Source organism: Marilutibacter spongiae (assembly GCF_014145325.1).
In the GTDB taxonomy this organism is placed as follows: Bacteria; Pseudomonadota; Gammaproteobacteria; order Xanthomonadales; family Xanthomonadaceae; genus Marilutibacter; species Marilutibacter spongiae.
The window spans coordinates 89,532-103,650 of sequence record NZ_JACHTF010000015.1; the positions used below are offsets into that span (position 1 = coordinate 89,532).

Genomic DNA, 14,119 nt, shown 5'->3' on the forward strand with positions numbered 1-14,119 from the left:
GGTCTCAGCGGTAGATCCAGTGGCGGGCGAACATGAAGCTGGTGAGCGCCAGCGCTGCCTCGACCAGGGGCTTGGCCAGCCAGGCCCAGCCCAGCCCCGGGCCGTCGGCGATCCAGGCCATGGCGGCCGTGCTCAGTGCCGTCAGCACCACCCAGACCGCGAGGAAACGGGCCAGGCGGGGCCCGCCCAGGCGGGGCTTGCCGGCGTCGGCGAACGTGATCCTGCCGTTGAGCCAGAAGCCCAGGCAGGCGCCGCTGATGCGACCGCCCAGGTTGGCCGGTACGGCCGGCACGCCGAGACTCGTGAGGCCCACGAAGACCCCCCAGTCGACCAGGACCTGCAACAGGCCCACCAGGATGAAGTACATGCCTTGCCGGGCGAGGCTCATCGCGTGGATCCCTCCGTGTCGTCGGGCAGGCGCCAGAGCTCCGCGTCGCCGATGGCGTCCACCCGCCTTGCGCCGCTGTCGGCCAGCGCCCGCTGCAGGGCGGGGCTCGCCCGGTGGGGCACCACCAGCACCCAGCGGGCGCCGCTGAGGCCGAACAGGGCGCGCCAACCCGCGCCGGATACATCACCCTCCGCCGCGGCGCGAGCCGCGTTCAGGGTTGGGTCGTGTTCGAGCACGCCGCGACCGCGCCCACCCAGCTCGGCGGTGTAGTTGCGGTCCGGCACGGTGCTCAGGACGATGCCATCGTCGTCGGCCGGTATCGCCCGCAGGAGCAGGCGCTCGGGGACGTAGTAGGGGAATATCCGTGTTTCGTCGCCCAGCGTCCGGATCGTGCGCTTGAGCGCGGCGGAATGATGCAGCCACCCGGCGTTGGCCTGGAAGGCGAGGTTCAACATGCACAGGCCCGCGAACACCCAGGCCGAGCCGTGCGGACCCAGCGCCAGGCGGCCGCGGGGCACCAGGACCACGGCGAGCAGGAGCAGGCCGGGGTAGGTGTAGCGGACGTACTGCATGGGCACCAGCGGAAGTACCGCCACCACGGTGGTCGTGATCGCGATGGCCCGATGGGCCGGACGCAACAGCGCGAGCAGCCAGACCCCCGACAGGGCCAGCATCGAGAAACCGATGCCGCCGCGGAACGCTTCCACGTAGCGCGGCGTGTCGAAGGTCATCGTCCATGGCAGGCGTGCGCTGAACCCGCTGAACCAGCGCGCGTCGAGGTAGGCCTCCGGCGGGTAGAAGGGCGACTGGAAGATGTCGTTGAACAGCGGCATCACCGGGTTGCCGGTATGCCACCAGGCGAGGACGAAACTGGAACCCCCCAACAGCAGGCAGGCGCCCAGGGCCACGGGCAGCCGGCGCCAGGCCAGGTCGCCGCGGTGCCGCCACGCGCCGCATGCCAGCAGAGGCAGGGCCGACAGCGCATGCATGGTCTTGAGGCCCAGCAGTCCGGCGAACAGCACGGCCGCGGGCAGCACCCAGTGCCGCGATCCCGACAGGACGGTCGCCAACAGGGCAAACAGCAGCGCCGTGGCCGCGAGCTCGGTCTGCATGCCGGCCGCCATCCATACCAGCGGCGGGAAGCTGGCGACCAGGGCCACGGCGGTCCAGCGCCCGCTGTCGTCGCCGCCAAGGCGGCGCGCCAGCGCGCCGGCGAGGGTGAACGCGAGCAGCAGCCACAGTGCGTTCACCGCGCCGCGCGCGTGCTGTCGCGCCAACACCGCGGCGATGCCCTGCAGGTTGTCGCCCAGCCAGGGTGCGAACGCCCAGATCTGGTGGGACGGGTCGGGCGCATAGCGGCCGTGGAGCAGCAACTGGCTGGGCAGGCCCAGGTGGTAAGCAAGATCGTCGACCTGCATGGTCGGCAACCAGCAGGCGGTGGAGGCAAGCCCGGCCAGGGTGACCGCGAACGCGGCCCAGCGCGGCGCGCCCGCGATCGCAGCGCCGATGTCGCCCCGGATCCCGGCCAGCGAAGCGTGCAGCGCGTTCCGCCGCAGCACCACGACGCCCAGCAACACCAGGTACCAGAGCGGCGCGACCTGGACCGGCCAGGACAGCAGCCAACCATTCAGCCCGCCGATCACCACCAGTCCGATGGCGGTGGCCACGGCCGTGCGCGCGGGCACGTCCTCGGGCAGTCGCCAGCTGCCGATCGCGAGCGCCGCGGCAGCCATGAGCACCACCGCGAGCAACGGGAGCACGCCGACGAACAGCGCCAGCGCCACCGACCACGCCATGGCCAGTGCGGCGGCCCAGGACCATCGCAACAGGCGACGGACCGGCCAGGCAAGGAGGCCCGCCAGCGCAGCCAGGCACAGCGACAGCGCCAGTCGCTCCCAGGGCAGTTCGCTCCACATGCGGTTGAGCGCGAAGCCCACTGCGCACAGCAGAACGCCCGCCGTCGCGATCGCGAAGTCCATCCGTGCGCTTGGCGTTCGATCGACAGTCATGGGCATCGCGTATCCGGGGTGCGCCATCTTATCAGTGGCCTCCGGCATGCCCACGGACGCCGGGGGCGGGGCGACCCGCGACGGCGCCCCGGGCTAGAATCCCGGCACACGCATCCACGAAGCCCGCCATGTCCACACCCCTGCACGTCGTCATCCTCGCCGCCGGCGAGGGCAAGCGCATGAAGTCCGCGGTACCGAAGGTGCTGCAGAAGATCGCCGGCAAGCCGATGCTCGGCCACGTCATCGACACCGCGCGCGCGCTTTCGCCCGCCGGCATCCATGTCGTCCACGGCCACGGTGGCGACCAGGTCCGCGATGCCTTCGCCGGACAGGCGGACCTGCAATGGGCGGAGCAGGCCGAACGCCTGGGTACCGGGCATGCCGTGCAGCAGGCCATGCCCGGCGTGCCCACCGATGCACGCGTGCTGGTGCTGTATGGCGACGTTCCCCTGATCGAGGCCGCGACCCTGCGGCGCCTGCTCGAGGCGCCGGGGCGGCTCGCGGTGCTGGTCGCCGACCTGGACAACCCGACCGGCTACGGGCGCATCGTCCGCGACGCCGAGGGCAACGTCGGCCGCATCGTCGAGCACAAGGATGCGAGCGAGGAGGAACGCGAGATACGCACGGTCAACACCGGCATCCTCGTGGCCGACGGCGAACCCCTGCGCCGCTGGCTCGAACACCTTGGCAACGACAATGCCCAGGGCGAGTACTACCTGACCGACGTCTTCACCGCGGCGGCCAGCGAGTTCAATGCCGCGGAGATGGTCCACGTGGATGCGCCGGTGGAGGTCGAGGGCGCGAACGACCCCTGGCAGCTGTCGCAGCTCGAGCGCGCGTTCCAGCTGCGCGCCGCGCGCGCGCTGTGCGTGCAGGGCGCCCGCCTGGCCGACCCCTCGCGCTGCGACATCCGCGGCCGCGTCGAAGTGGGCCACGACGTGGAGATCGACGTCGACGTGGTCTTCGAGGGTCGGGTGGAGCTGGGCGACGGCGTGGTGGTCGGCCCGTTCTGCCGGCTCAAGGACGTGCGACTCGGCGCCGGGACCGTGGTCCACGCGCATTGCGACCTCGATGGCGCGGTCGTCGAGGGCGCCGCGGCGATCGGTCCGTACGCGCGCCTGCGTCCTGGTACCGTGCTCGCCGACGGCGCGCGCGTGGGCAACTTCGTCGAGACCAAGAACACCACCCTGGGCGTGGGCAGCAAGGCCAACCACCTCACCTACCTGGGCGACGCGACGGTGGGCGCCGGCGTCAACATCGGCGCCGGCACGATCACCTGCAACTACGATGGCGTGAACAAGTCCAAGACGCGCATCGGCGACGGCGCCTTCATCGGTTCCAACAGTTCGCTGGTGGCGCCGGTGGAGATCGGCGAGCAGGCCACGATCGCCGCCGGCTCGGTGGTGACGCGGACGGCGCCGGCGGGGCAGCTCACCGTGGCGCGTTCGCGCCAGACCACCATCGAAGGCTGGCGCCGCCCGGAGAAGAAGCCCAGGGACTGACCCGGTGCGCCGCGTGCCTCAGCCGGGCAGCACCATGCTCACGCACAGGCCGCCGGCCTCGCGGTTGAGCAGGGCGATCCGGCCGCCATGGGCCTCGGCGATCTCGCGCGCGAGTGCCAGGCCCAGGCCGGTGCCGTTGCGCTTGGTCGAATAGAAGGGCAGCAGGGCATTCGCCAGGACCGCCTCGTTCATCCCGCTGCCGCGGTCGAGGATGTCGATCCGCCAGTCGTTCGGCAGGCGCCGGAGCGACAGCTTCACCTCCCCCGGTGGCGAGCCCGATTCGTGGGCGTTCTTGAGCAGGTTGATCAGGCACTGTTCGACCTGGGCGGCATCGAACCGGACGATCGCACCCTCGGGCACGCCTTCGGCGACGAACTCGACCTGGTCGCGCAACTGGGCGACGAAGCGCGACCACTCCACCGCCTGCATGCGCGGCGCAGGCAACTTGGCGAACCGCGCATAGTCGCGGATGAAGCCTTCCAGGTGGCGGGCGCGGTCCTCGATGGTCGCCAGTGCGTTGGGCAGGCGCTCGTGCTGGCCGCGCCGCAACAGTTCGGCACTGGAATGGGCCAGCGAAGCGATCGGCGCCAGCGAATTGTTCAGCTCGTGGCTGATGACCCGGATCACCTTCTTCCAGGTCTGCACTTCCTGGCGGCGCAGCTCGGCCGTCAGCAGGCGCAGCATCACCAGTTCGTGACGGCGCCCGTTGAGGCGGAACTGGCGGCGCGAGAGGTGGTAGATGTCCTCGTTGTCCTCGTCGCCGACGGTGAACATGCCGTCGGCGCCGCGATCGAAGGCCTCGCGCATCGCGTCGGGCGCGGACGCCACGACCTCGTCGAAGGCGTGGCCCTCCAGGCGCCGGCCCTCGCCGAGCATCTTGCGCGCGGCCAGGTTGCCGTGGACGATGCGTCGGGCCGGGTCCACCAGCACCATCGCGACCGGTGTGTTCTGCACCATCGTGTCGAGCAGCAGCTCGCGCTGGATGAGGGCGTTGCGCTGCTCGCGCAGGGTATCGCCCAGGCGGTTGTGGCTTTCGACCAGGCGCGCCAGCTCGCCCTTGCCCCGCCAGTTGAGGCCGAAGCTGTAATCGCCGTCGCGATAGCTGGCGACCGTGCCGCTGAGCGCGCGGAACAGCGAATGCATGGGCGCGAACGCCCGCCGCACGTGGTAGCCGAGCAGGGGTGCGAGCAGCGCGCAGGCGAGCAGCACGGCCATCCAGCGATGCGGGAGGAACGTGGACAGCCACGCGGCCAGCGCCGCCGCGAGCAGCATGTAGGCCAGCGCGATCACGCTGTAGGTCAGGCTCAGGGGCAGCCGGCGCCAGTCGAGCATGGTCAGTCCCGCTTGATCCCGAGTCGGTCGAGCCTGCGGTACAGGGCCTGCCGGGACAGCCCGAGGTCGTTGGCCGCCTGCGCCATCACGCCGCCGTTGCGCTCGAGCGCGGCCTCGATCGCCGCGCGGTCGGGCTCGTCGCCGCCGATCGCCGTCGGCGGCGGGCGATCCGGGGCGCGCAGGCCGAGGTCGTCGACGCCGATGGCCTCGCTGCGCGCGAGCAGCGCGCCGCGCTGGAGGGTGTTGCGCAGCTCGCGCACGTTGCCCGGCCAGGCGTGAGCGAGCAGGGCGCGTTCGGCGTCGGCGGTGAGCGACTTGCCGGCGGGCAGGAAATGGCGCGCCAGTGGCAGGATGTCGTCGCCGCGTTCGGCCAGCGGCGGTACCTTCACCTCGATCGCATTGAGGCGGTAGTAGAGGTCCTCGCGGAAGCGGCCTTCACGGATCATCGCCGGCAGGTCGGCATTGGTCGCGCTGACCACGCGCACCTTCACGCTGCGCTCCCGGTTGCTGCCCAGGCGCTCGAAGCGGCCGGTCTCCAGCACCCGCAGCAGCTTCACCTGGCCGGCGGGCGGCAGGGTGCCGATCTCGTCGAGGAACAGGGTGCCGCGGTCGGCCGCCTCGAACTTGCCCTCGCGCGCGCGGCTGGCGCCGGTGTAGGCGCCGGCGTCGGCCCCGAACAGTTCGGCCTCGATCAGCTCGCCCGGGATCGCCCCGCAATTGAGCGCGACGAAGGGGCCGTCGGCGACCGTCGAATTGGCATGCACGATCTCGGCGTACTTTTCCTTGCCGGCGCCATTGGGCCCGGTGATCAGGACCGGCAGTTCCGACGGCGCCACCTGGCAGGCCAGCGCGATGGCGCGTTCGCTGGCGGCGTCCGCGTAGACCAGGCCGCGCAGGTCGTACCCGGCCAGCGCGTCGCGGCGGCGACGTTCGCTGCGCTGGTGGCGCGCGAGCTCGCGCCGGGTCTCCGACAGTTCCAGCAGGTTGTTTACCGCCGCCAGGAGCTTGTGGTCGTCCCAGGGCTTGCCCAGGTAGTCGGCGGCGCCGGCGCGCACCAGTTCGACCGCGGATTCCAGGTGCGTCCACGCCGTCAGCAGGATCACCGGCAGGTCCGGGTGGCGGGCACGTATGTCGTGGAACAGGGCGACGCCTTCGTCGCCCGAGGTGGTGTCGGCGTGGAAGTTCATGTCCTGCACGACCAGGTCGACCTCGTGCCTGTCCAGCATCGACAGGCCCGCGTCCGGCGATTCGGCGACCAGCGTGTCGATGTCGTGCAGCGAGAACAGCGTGTCCAGCGCAGTGGCCACGGCGGGGTTGTCGTCGATGACGAGGATGGTGGGCATGGACAACCAGGGCTCGATGGGGAATGGGGACGCGCGGGTCCCGGCGGACAGCTTAGCGCGCCCGCGGGACGGGACGGGATGGGGGCGGCGCGGAAGGAGGAGGCCTTCCGCGCCGCGCGCAGCTAGACGCTGCGGGTGGCGACCGCCGGCGGTACCGCCGCTGCGCGACGGGCCGGGCCGAACACGGCCACCTGGCCCAGCAGCCACAGCGCGACCGCGCCCACCGGGAGGTACAGCGCGGGCAGCCGCGCCATCTCGTAGTGGCTCATCAGCCACTGGTTGATGCCGTAGGCGCCGATCATGCCGATCACGATGCCGAGGGTGGCCAGCAGCAGGTTCTCGGTCTGGAAGTAGCGCAGCACCTGCCCACGCGTCGCGCCCAGCGCCCGTCGCACGCCGATCTGCTTGGTCCGCTGCTGGACCCAGAAGCTCGCCAGGCCGACGATGCCCAGCGCCGTGACGACCAGCAGCGCGATGCACACCGACACCAGCAGCCAGACCATCGAACGGTCGGCCTGGTAGTGGTCGGCGACCATCTCGTCGAAGGTCTTGTTGAAGGTCAGCACGCGGCGCGGATTGAGGCGTTCCATTTCCGCGATCGCCGCCTTCATCACTTCGTCGCGTTGCGCGGGCGAGGTACGGATCACCGTCTGCGCGAAGGGGAAGCGCACCGGGAAGATCATCGACCGGTAGGCCGCCGCGGCACCGCCCTCGTCGTTCGGCCGGATCAGCGTGTCCACCACCCCGACCACCCGCATCGGCGAGTCGCCCCAGGAGTAGAAGGACTTGCCGACCGCGTCCTGGCCCGGGAACAGCTTGGCGGCCAGGTCCTTGCTGATCACCACGGCCGGGATCTCGACCTCCGAGCCGGGCTCCTGCAGCTTGAGGAAGTCGACATACTCGTCGGCATTGAAGTAGCGACCCTCGACGAGCTTGACGCCCATCGTGTCGAGGAAGCCCTCCTCGGCCAGGTAGACCGTGGCTTCCGTGGTCGGGTCGCGCTGGTCCTGCGCCAGGTTGATGCTGCTGTTCCACGAGCCGTTGCCGAAGGGCACCTGGTTCACGCGCGTGGCGCCCTTGACGCCGGGCAGTTGCCGCAGCGCGGCGAGGTCCTCGCGGGCCTGTGCCTGCGCGTTGTCGTCCTTGCCGATGCCGGCGTAGCGCAGCACCACCAGTTCGCTCTCGGCCAGCCCGCTGGGGCGCTCCATGCGCTCGACGCGCTGGGTGATCAGGAACACCGCGTTGCAGATGATCGCGCACGACAGTGCGATCTCGAGCACGATCAGGGCGGCCGCGGTCTTGTGGCGACGCAGGGTGGATAGGATCGGCATGATGTCCATGGCAGGCCTCACTGGCTCTTGAGCTGGATGGCGGGGGCGACCTGGCAGGCACGCCAGGCGGGGAGCAGGCCGGCGACGACGCTGGACGCGACGGCCAGCACGAAGGTCGCCAGCAGCATCGACAGGTCGAGCTGGGCCAGCGGCGCATAGTCGACCGGCTGGTGGCGCACGGCCCACAGGCCCAGCAGGGCCAGGCCCAGGCCGAGCACGCCGCCCGCCAGCCCGACCATGCCGGCTTCGACCAGGCACTGGGCGAAGATCGCCCCGCGCGACGCGCCGAGCGCACGCCGCACGCCGATCTCGCTGGAGCGGCGCAGGAACTTGGCCAGCAGCAGGCCGACCGTGTTGAGCAGGCAGACCATCAGGAAGCCGAAGGCCAGCCACACCTGCAGCCGCACGTCGCCGGGCACCACCTGGTTGTAGTCCAGCCACTCCATCACGTTGCGCAGGCGCACGTCCGTCGGGCGCTCGAAGCGTCCCGCCTCGCGCTGCTGGTCGGAGTAGTTCGACAGGTACTGCAGGTAGTCGGCGGCCTTGGAAGGATCCATCTCCACCCAGTACTGCAGCCACGCGCAGGAGGCGTTGACGCCCCGGTTGCCCTCGGGATCGGGCTCGCCGTCCTCGAGGGCGGCCGGTGGCGCCCAGCAGTTCATGTTGCCGCTCGACTCCAGCTTCAGGTCCATCGCCGTCCAGAACGGGACGTAGAGCTCCTCCTGGTCCGCGAAGCGGCCCTGGGTGATGTCGTAGAACATCGGCTGCACCGACCAGGGCTCGAGCACGCCGGTGACGGTGAACTCATGCTGGTCCACCCGCACGGTGCGACCCACGCTGTCGGCGCCGCCGAAGAGCTTCTCGTTGAGCTCGTCGGTGAGCACGATGACGCGCGCGCGGCCCTCGTCCTCGGTGCGGGTCCAGCCGTTGCCGTACTTGAAGGGCGCCTCGAACATGCCGAAGAAGTCGGCGGTGGTCATGCGCCCGCTCTGCTGCATCGGCCCCAGGTTGGGGTCGGCGGGCTCGACCACCACGTTCATGCCGCTCATCATGGCCTGGCGCTCGCCGCGCGCATCGCGCAGCAGGTGCTCGGCATCGAAGCGCGTCATCTGGCCTTGCGGCTCGTCGCCGGGCTGGTAGCCGGAGATCGACTCGGAGGCCATCTGCACGTAGAAGAGGTGGTCGCTCTTCTGCGGGATGGGATCGCCCGACAGCACGTGGAACACCGTCAGCGTGGTCATGCTCGCGCCGATGCCCAGCGCGATGGCGACCACCATCAGGGCGGTCAGCACGGAATTGCGCCGGAAGCTGCGCAAGGCGAGGTCGAGGTAGTAGGCGAACATGGTCGTCCCCTCAGGCGTTGGGCGAGGTGGCTTCGTCGCGGCTGCTGCGGGCGACCCGGGCCAGGCTGGGTTCGACCGACACGTCGGTCGCCATGCCGTCGACGATGTGCACGTTGCGCTGCGCGCGCGCGGCCAGCTCCGGGTCGTGGGTCACCATCACGATGGTCGTGCCGGCGGCGTTGATCTCCTCCAGCAGTTCCATCACGCCGCGGGCCATCTGCGAATCCAGGTTGCCGGTCGGTTCGTCGGCCAGCAGCAGGCGCGGGGAGCCGGCGAGCGCGCGCGCGATCGCGGCGCGCTGCTGCTGGCCGCCCGACAGCTCGGCCGGGTAGTGCTTCATGCGCGAGCCCAGGCCGACCTGGCCCAGCGCCTTCTCGATGCGCTCCCGGCGCTCGGAGGCGGGCATGCCGCGATAGCGCAGCGGCACGTCGGCGTTGTCGAACAGGTTCAGGTCGGGGATCAGGTTGAAGCTCTGGAAGATGAAGCCGATCTTGCGGTTGCGCAGGCGGCTGCGGGCGTCGTCGGACATCCCGCTGACATCCTCGCCGTCGAGCCGGTAGACGCCGCCGGTATAGGTCTCCAGAAGCCCGGCGATGTTGAGGAAGGTCGTCTTGCCCGAGCCGGAGGGACCGGTCACCGCGACGAACTCGCCTTCCCGCACGTGCAGGTCGAGCGAGCGCAGGGCGTGGGTTTCGACGAGTTCGGTGCGATAGACCTTGGTGACGGCTTGCATGTGCAACATGGCGGGCTCCAGTGCGTTGGGCGGTGGCGTGACGGGAAGGGCTCGGGGGAGGGGATGCCCGCGGCGAAGGGAGCGTCGCCGGCGGACGGAGGGTCAGCGGACCCGGAACAGCCGGGGCGCCGGTTCCGGCGGCAGGTAACTGGTCGCGAGCCTGCGGCGGCGCGGGGCCGCGCCGTTGGCGGGGGCGCGCATCAGTTCGTGCAGGTGCTCGATGCCGGCGAAGGGCTGCAGGCGGGCCGGCACCGCGGATGCCAGCTGGTCGGCGTCCCAGTGCAGGTGGAAGGGGAAGGCCGGGTTCGCGTCGAACGGCCCATCGCGGCGCGGGTCGGGTCGGGTGTTCATGGCGTTACTCTCCTGAGATGCGGATGCGTTCGGCATCGCCGAACTGGTCGGCGCCGGAGACCACGACGCGGTCGCCGGGTTGAAGGCCCTCGAGGATCTCGACGGCGTTGAGGCTGCTCACGCCCGTGCGGACCGGGCGGCGGACGGCGGTGCTGCCCTCCATGACGTAGGCGGTATGGCCGCCGCCCTGGTCGACGAAGGGGCCGCGCGCGACCTGCAGCACGTCCTGGCGCGTGTCCAGGGTGATGCGTGCGGTCAGGCGCTGGTTCTGGCGCAGGCCGGGCGGCTGCTTGTCGCTGAAGCGCAGGCGGGCGGTGACCTCGCCATTGACGACTTCCGGCGACACCGCCGACACCTCGCCGGGGAAGGGCTGGCCGCTGCCGCTGGCCAACTGCGCCGGCATGCCGATGGCGAGGTCGCGGGCGAAGCTCTCCGGCACGCGGATCTCGACCTCGAAGCGGGTCAGGTCGACCACGGTCAGGATCGGCGCGTCGTCGGCGACGTTGGAGCGCTGGGCCACCTGGACCTGGCCGACCTGGCCATCGAAGGGCGCACGCAGGGTGAGTGCGTCGACCTGGCGCTGCACTTCGGTGACCACCGCGCGCTGGCGGTCGGCCAGCAGGCGCTTGTTGCGCGTGTCCAGGCCAGCGCCCTGGCCCTGCAGCGCGTACTCGCGCCGGGCCTGGGCCAGCCCCAGTTCGGCCTTCTTCAGCTGGTCCTGGGCCCGGGCCACGTCCACCTGGGCCACCGCACCGCCGGCGAAGGCGCGCTCGTTGCGCTCCAGGTCGCGCCGGGCGGCGGTCTGGTCGATCCCGGCCTGCTCGAGCGCCTTGCGCGCCTGCGACCGCGAGATCTGCGCATCCAGGCCCGCGCGGCTCGCCTCGGCCTCGAAGCTGGCCAGCGAGGCCTGCTCCTGCGCCAGCAGGCTGCGCAGCTCCGGGCTGTCGATCTCGGCCAGCGGCTGGCCCTGCTTGACCACGTCGCCGGCGACCACCTTGAGGGTGACCGTGCCGGCGGCGACCGCGTACAGGGTCGGGCTGTTGGCGGCGATCACGCGGCCGTCGGCGCGGATGTCGCGGACCAGGTCGCCGCGGGTCACCTCGGCGATGCGCAGCCGCGAGGCGTCGACCGAGCGACCGCCGCCGACCCAGCCGGCCACCAGCCAGCCGGCCAGCAGCACCAGTGCCGCGCCGACGCCGATGGCGATCAGCCTGGGGCGACGCTGCCTGGCGGGGGAGGAGGAGACCTGGCGGTCCTGGCCGGAGGTGTCGCGGATGCTCATGCGGTTGCGGTTCCGTGGGGAGGCGCCTGTTGCGCGTTACCCCTTGCCACGCATGAACCGTGCCAACAATAAGTGGCTGATTTTTCCGCCTTTTCACGTACAGGAAATGTGTCCGGTCACTGTCCCGGGTGTCCGCCGGACGGTACAGGCCGGTGTCTGGCGCGCTAGACTTGCCCCTCGTCGATGGAGTGAATCTGAATGTGTGGAATCGTTGGTGCGATCGCCGATCGCGATGTCGTTCCCGTCCTTGTCGAAGGACTCAAGCGCCTTGAATACCGCGGCTACGACTCGGCCGGCATCGCCGTGTTCGACGGTGAGGATGTTCGCCGCGTGCGCCGGACCGGCCGCGTGGCCGAGATGGAAGCCGCGGCCGCGAGCGAGGGCCTGAGCGCGGGCCTGGGCATTGGCCACACCCGTTGGGCGACGCACGGGGGCGTGACCGAAGCCAACGCGCACCCGCATGTCAGCTTCAACGAGCTGGCGGTGGTGCACAACGGCATCATCGAGAACCACGACGCGCAGCGCGAGCGCCTGGTGGCGGCGGGCTACGCCTTCGAGTCGCAGACCGACACGGAGGTCATTGCCCATCTCGTCCACTTCCACCTCAAGCAGGGCGCGAGCCTGTTGCAGGCCGTGCAGCGGGCGGCCAGCGAACTCGAGGGCGCCTACGCCATCGCCGTGGTCAGCAAGCATGAACCCGCACGCCTGATCGCCGCGCGCATGGGCTGCCCCTTGCTGGTGGGCCTGGGCCAGGGCGAGAACTTCGTCGCCAGCGACGTCTCGGCGATCATCCAGGCGACGCGCGAGGTGATCTTCCTCGAGGAGGGCGATACGGCGGAGATCACCCGTGACGCGGTACGCGTGTTCGACGGCGAGGGGCACGAGGTGCAGCGCGAGGTCCATGTCTCGGACGTGTCGCTCGCATCGCTGGAGCTCGGTCCCTACCGCCACTTCATGCAGAAGGAGATCCACGAGCAACCGCGTGCGATCGCCGACACCATCGAAGCGGTCATCGACGAGGGCGGCTTCACCCCGGCGCTGTTCGGGCCGGGCGCGGAGGAGGTGCTGGCCGACGTCGAGGGCGTGCAGATCCTCGCCTGCGGCACCAGCTACTACGCCGGCCTGACCGCGCGGTACTGGATCGAGGCCATCGCCGGCCTGCCGTGCTCGGTGGAGATCGCCAGCGAGTACCGCTACCGCGCGGCGGTGGCGAACCCGAAGCACCTCGTCGTCACCATCTCGCAGTCGGGCGAAACCCTCGACACGATGGAGGCGCTCAAGTACGCGAAGTCGCTGGGCCACGGCAAGACGCTGTCCATCTGCAACGTGCCCGAAAGCGCCATCCCGCGCGCAAGCCGGCTGGTCTATTACACCCGCGCCGGCGCCGAGATCGGCGTGGCCTCGACCAAGGCCTTCACCACCCAGCTGGTGGCCTTGTTCACGCTCACCGCGACCCTGGCCCGGCTGCGCGGCCGGCTGTCCGCCGAGGCCGAGGGCGAGCACCTCGACGCCCTGCGCCAGCTGCCGGGCAGCGTCCAGCACGCACTCAACCTGGAGCCGCAGATCGTCGGCTGGTCGGAGCGCTTCGCGCCCAGGCAGCACGCGCTCTTCCTCGGCCGTGGCGTGCATTACCCGATCGCGATGGAGGGGGCGCTCAAGCTCAAGGAGATCTCCTACATCCATGCCGAGGCGTACCCGGCCGGCGAGCTCAAGCACGGACCGCTGGCCCTGGTCGACGCCGAGATGCCGGTGGTCGTCATCGCGCCGAAGGACAGCCTGCTGGAGAAGGTGAAGTCCAACATCCAGGAAGTGCGTGCGCGCGGTGGCGAGATGTTCGTGTTCGCCGACCTCGACAGCCAGTTCGGCGAATCCGAGCAGGTCCACGTCATCCGCACCCCGCGGCATGTCGGCGTGCTGTCGCCCATCGTCCATGCCATCCCGGTGCAGCTGCTGGCCTACCATGCCGCGCTCGCGCGCGGCACCGACGTCGACAAGCCGCGCAACCTCGCCAAGTCGGTGACGGTGGAATAGTTTCCAACGGGGGTGATCTGAACTATGTCGAGAAATAACAATGTTCCATCTCAGGAAATAAAGATGTATCCCAAGGAACAAAGTTCTATCTTGGGAAATAAAGTCTCATCCTGAAGTGCGCGCCTTGTCTGCTGGGCCACAGCTACTTGATGGCCCAGCTTGTCCCCCTCCAGTGCGCCGCTCTTCTTCTCCGTGCAGCCGTGACTTAACTGAAGTCGCGGCAGGCCTTCCGGCCCAGTCGCACACCACCTCTAAGCAGACTCCTCGGCGTCTGGCCATTTGAGCTGAGTAGTGGCGAAGAGGACCGAGCTGACAGTTGTCAGCTCCAACGGACGTCTTGCTGGGCAGGGTTCTACCCCGAAATCACGGACGGTTGTAAAAGGGCTGAGAACTTCTGGTCTTGCCTGGCGACCCTCCGCCGCATCCTCGGATTGTGGAACCGCTCGATGTATTCGAACACATCCGCCCTTGCAG

At 70.1% G+C, this 14,119-nt stretch carries 11 protein-coding genes and 1 pseudogene; 2 read left to right on the forward strand and 10 right to left on the reverse strand.

Annotation, left to right across the window (positions count from 1 at the left end; all coding sequences use genetic code 11):
* Nucleotides 1–4: 4 nt before the first annotated feature.
* Entirely contained in the window at nt 5–388 is a 384-nt protein-coding gene (locus H4F98_RS13310) for a GtrA family protein (protein WP_182688315.1), read from the reverse strand.
* Nucleotides 385–2,397, reverse strand: coding sequence for a hypothetical protein (locus H4F98_RS13315; protein WP_182688316.1), 2,013 nt, complete (start codon nt 2,395–2,397; stop codon nt 385–387). Before H4F98_RS13315 ends, H4F98_RS13310 begins: the two co-directional genes overlap by 4 nt.
* A 128-nt stretch (nt 2,398–2,525) precedes the next feature.
* Between H4F98_RS13315 and glmU the strand changes: the two genes are divergently transcribed.
* On the forward strand, nt 2,526–3,899 hold the full coding sequence (gene glmU, locus H4F98_RS13320; RefSeq protein ID WP_182688317.1) for a bifunctional UDP-N-acetylglucosamine diphosphorylase/glucosamine-1-phosphate N-acetyltransferase GlmU: 1,374 nt from the start codon (nt 2,526–2,528) through the stop codon (nt 3,897–3,899).
* Between the two features lie 18 nt (nt 3,900–3,917).
* Here glmU and H4F98_RS13325 read toward each other — a convergent pair whose 3' ends face one another.
* From H4F98_RS13325 to H4F98_RS13355, 7 genes are all read right to left on the reverse strand, one after another.
* Nucleotides 3,918–5,231 (reverse strand): sensor histidine kinase, encoded by a 1,314-nt coding sequence (locus H4F98_RS13325; RefSeq protein ID WP_182688318.1) that lies wholly within the window; start codon nt 5,229–5,231, stop codon nt 3,918–3,920.
* Nucleotides 5,232–5,233: 2 nt separating this feature from the next.
* Entirely contained in the window at nt 5,234–6,574 is a 1,341-nt protein-coding gene (locus tag H4F98_RS13330; RefSeq protein ID WP_182688319.1) for a sigma-54-dependent transcriptional regulator, read from the reverse strand.
* A gap of 122 nt (nt 6,575–6,696) precedes the next feature.
* The gene (locus H4F98_RS13335; RefSeq protein WP_182688320.1) at nt 6,697–7,914 is read right to left on the reverse strand and encodes an ABC transporter permease; all 1,218 of its coding nucleotides are present in this window, start codon (nt 7,912–7,914) and stop codon (nt 6,697–6,699) included.
* 8 nt (nt 7,915–7,922) lie between these two features.
* Nucleotides 7,923–9,248 (reverse strand): ABC transporter permease, encoded by a 1,326-nt coding sequence (locus H4F98_RS13340; protein WP_182688321.1) that lies wholly within the window; start codon nt 9,246–9,248, stop codon nt 7,923–7,925.
* A 10-nt stretch (nt 9,249–9,258) separates the two neighbouring features.
* Complete coding sequence (locus H4F98_RS13345; RefSeq protein ID WP_182688322.1) at nt 9,259–9,990, reverse strand: ABC transporter ATP-binding protein; 732 nt, start codon at nt 9,988–9,990, stop codon at nt 9,259–9,261.
* A 93-nt stretch (nt 9,991–10,083) separates the two neighbouring features.
* Nucleotides 10,084–10,332: a hypothetical protein gene (locus tag H4F98_RS13350; protein WP_182688323.1), complete on the reverse strand. Its 249-nt coding sequence runs from the start codon at nt 10,330–10,332 to the stop codon at nt 10,084–10,086.
* A gap of 4 nt (nt 10,333–10,336) precedes the next feature.
* Nucleotides 10,337–11,614 carry an efflux RND transporter periplasmic adaptor subunit gene (locus H4F98_RS13355; RefSeq protein WP_182688324.1) on the reverse strand — a complete coding sequence of 426 codons (1,278 nt, stop codon included), beginning with the start codon at nt 11,612–11,614 and terminating at the stop codon, nt 10,337–10,339.
* 198 nt (nt 11,615–11,812) lie between these two features.
* On the opposite strand from H4F98_RS13355, the gene glmS reads away from it, so the two are divergent.
* Nucleotides 11,813–13,645, forward strand: coding sequence for a glutamine--fructose-6-phosphate transaminase (isomerizing) (glmS, locus tag H4F98_RS13360; RefSeq protein ID WP_182688325.1), 1,833 nt, complete (start codon nt 11,813–11,815; stop codon nt 13,643–13,645).
* A gap of 352 nt (nt 13,646–13,997) precedes the next feature.
* Here the strand turns inward: glmS and H4F98_RS13365 are convergent.
* Nucleotides 13,998–14,119 (reverse strand): annotated as a pseudogene (locus H4F98_RS13365) (IS3 family transposase); the annotation flags it as partial.

What these genes read in the sequence shown, in the direction of transcription:
- H4F98_RS13340 (WP_182688321.1), bottom strand. Translation starts at nt 9,248, where the DNA reads ATGTTCGCCTACTACCTCGACCTCGCCTTGCGCAGCTTCCGGCGCAAT.
- H4F98_RS13325 (WP_182688318.1), bottom strand. Translation starts at nt 5,231, where the DNA reads ATGCTCGACTGGCGCCGGCTGCCCCTGAGCCTGACCTACAGCGTGATC.
- H4F98_RS13355 (WP_182688324.1), bottom strand. Translation starts at nt 11,614, where the DNA reads ATGAGCATCCGCGACACCTCCGGCCAGGACCGCCAGGTCTCCTCCTCC.
- H4F98_RS13345 (WP_182688322.1), bottom strand. Translation starts at nt 9,990, where the DNA reads ATGTTGCACATGCAAGCCGTCACCAAGGTCTATCGCACCGAACTCGTC.
- glmS (WP_182688325.1), top strand. Translation starts at nt 11,813, where the DNA reads ATGTGTGGAATCGTTGGTGCGATCGCCGATCGCGATGTCGTTCCCGTC.
- glmU (WP_182688317.1), top strand. Translation starts at nt 2,526, where the DNA reads ATGTCCACACCCCTGCACGTCGTCATCCTCGCCGCCGGCGAGGGCAAG.
- H4F98_RS13350 (WP_182688323.1), bottom strand. Translation starts at nt 10,332, where the DNA reads ATGAACACCCGACCCGACCCGCGCCGCGATGGGCCGTTCGACGCGAAC.
- H4F98_RS13330 (WP_182688319.1), bottom strand. Translation starts at nt 6,574, where the DNA reads ATGCCCACCATCCTCGTCATCGACGACAACCCCGCCGTGGCCACTGCG.
- H4F98_RS13315 (WP_182688316.1), bottom strand. Translation starts at nt 2,397, where the DNA reads ATGACTGTCGATCGAACGCCAAGCGCACGGATGGACTTCGCGATCGCG.
- H4F98_RS13310 (WP_182688315.1), bottom strand. Translation starts at nt 388, where the DNA reads ATGAGCCTCGCCCGGCAAGGCATGTACTTCATCCTGGTGGGCCTGTTG.
- H4F98_RS13335 (WP_182688320.1), bottom strand. Translation starts at nt 7,914, where the DNA reads ATGGACATCATGCCGATCCTATCCACCCTGCGTCGCCACAAGACCGCG.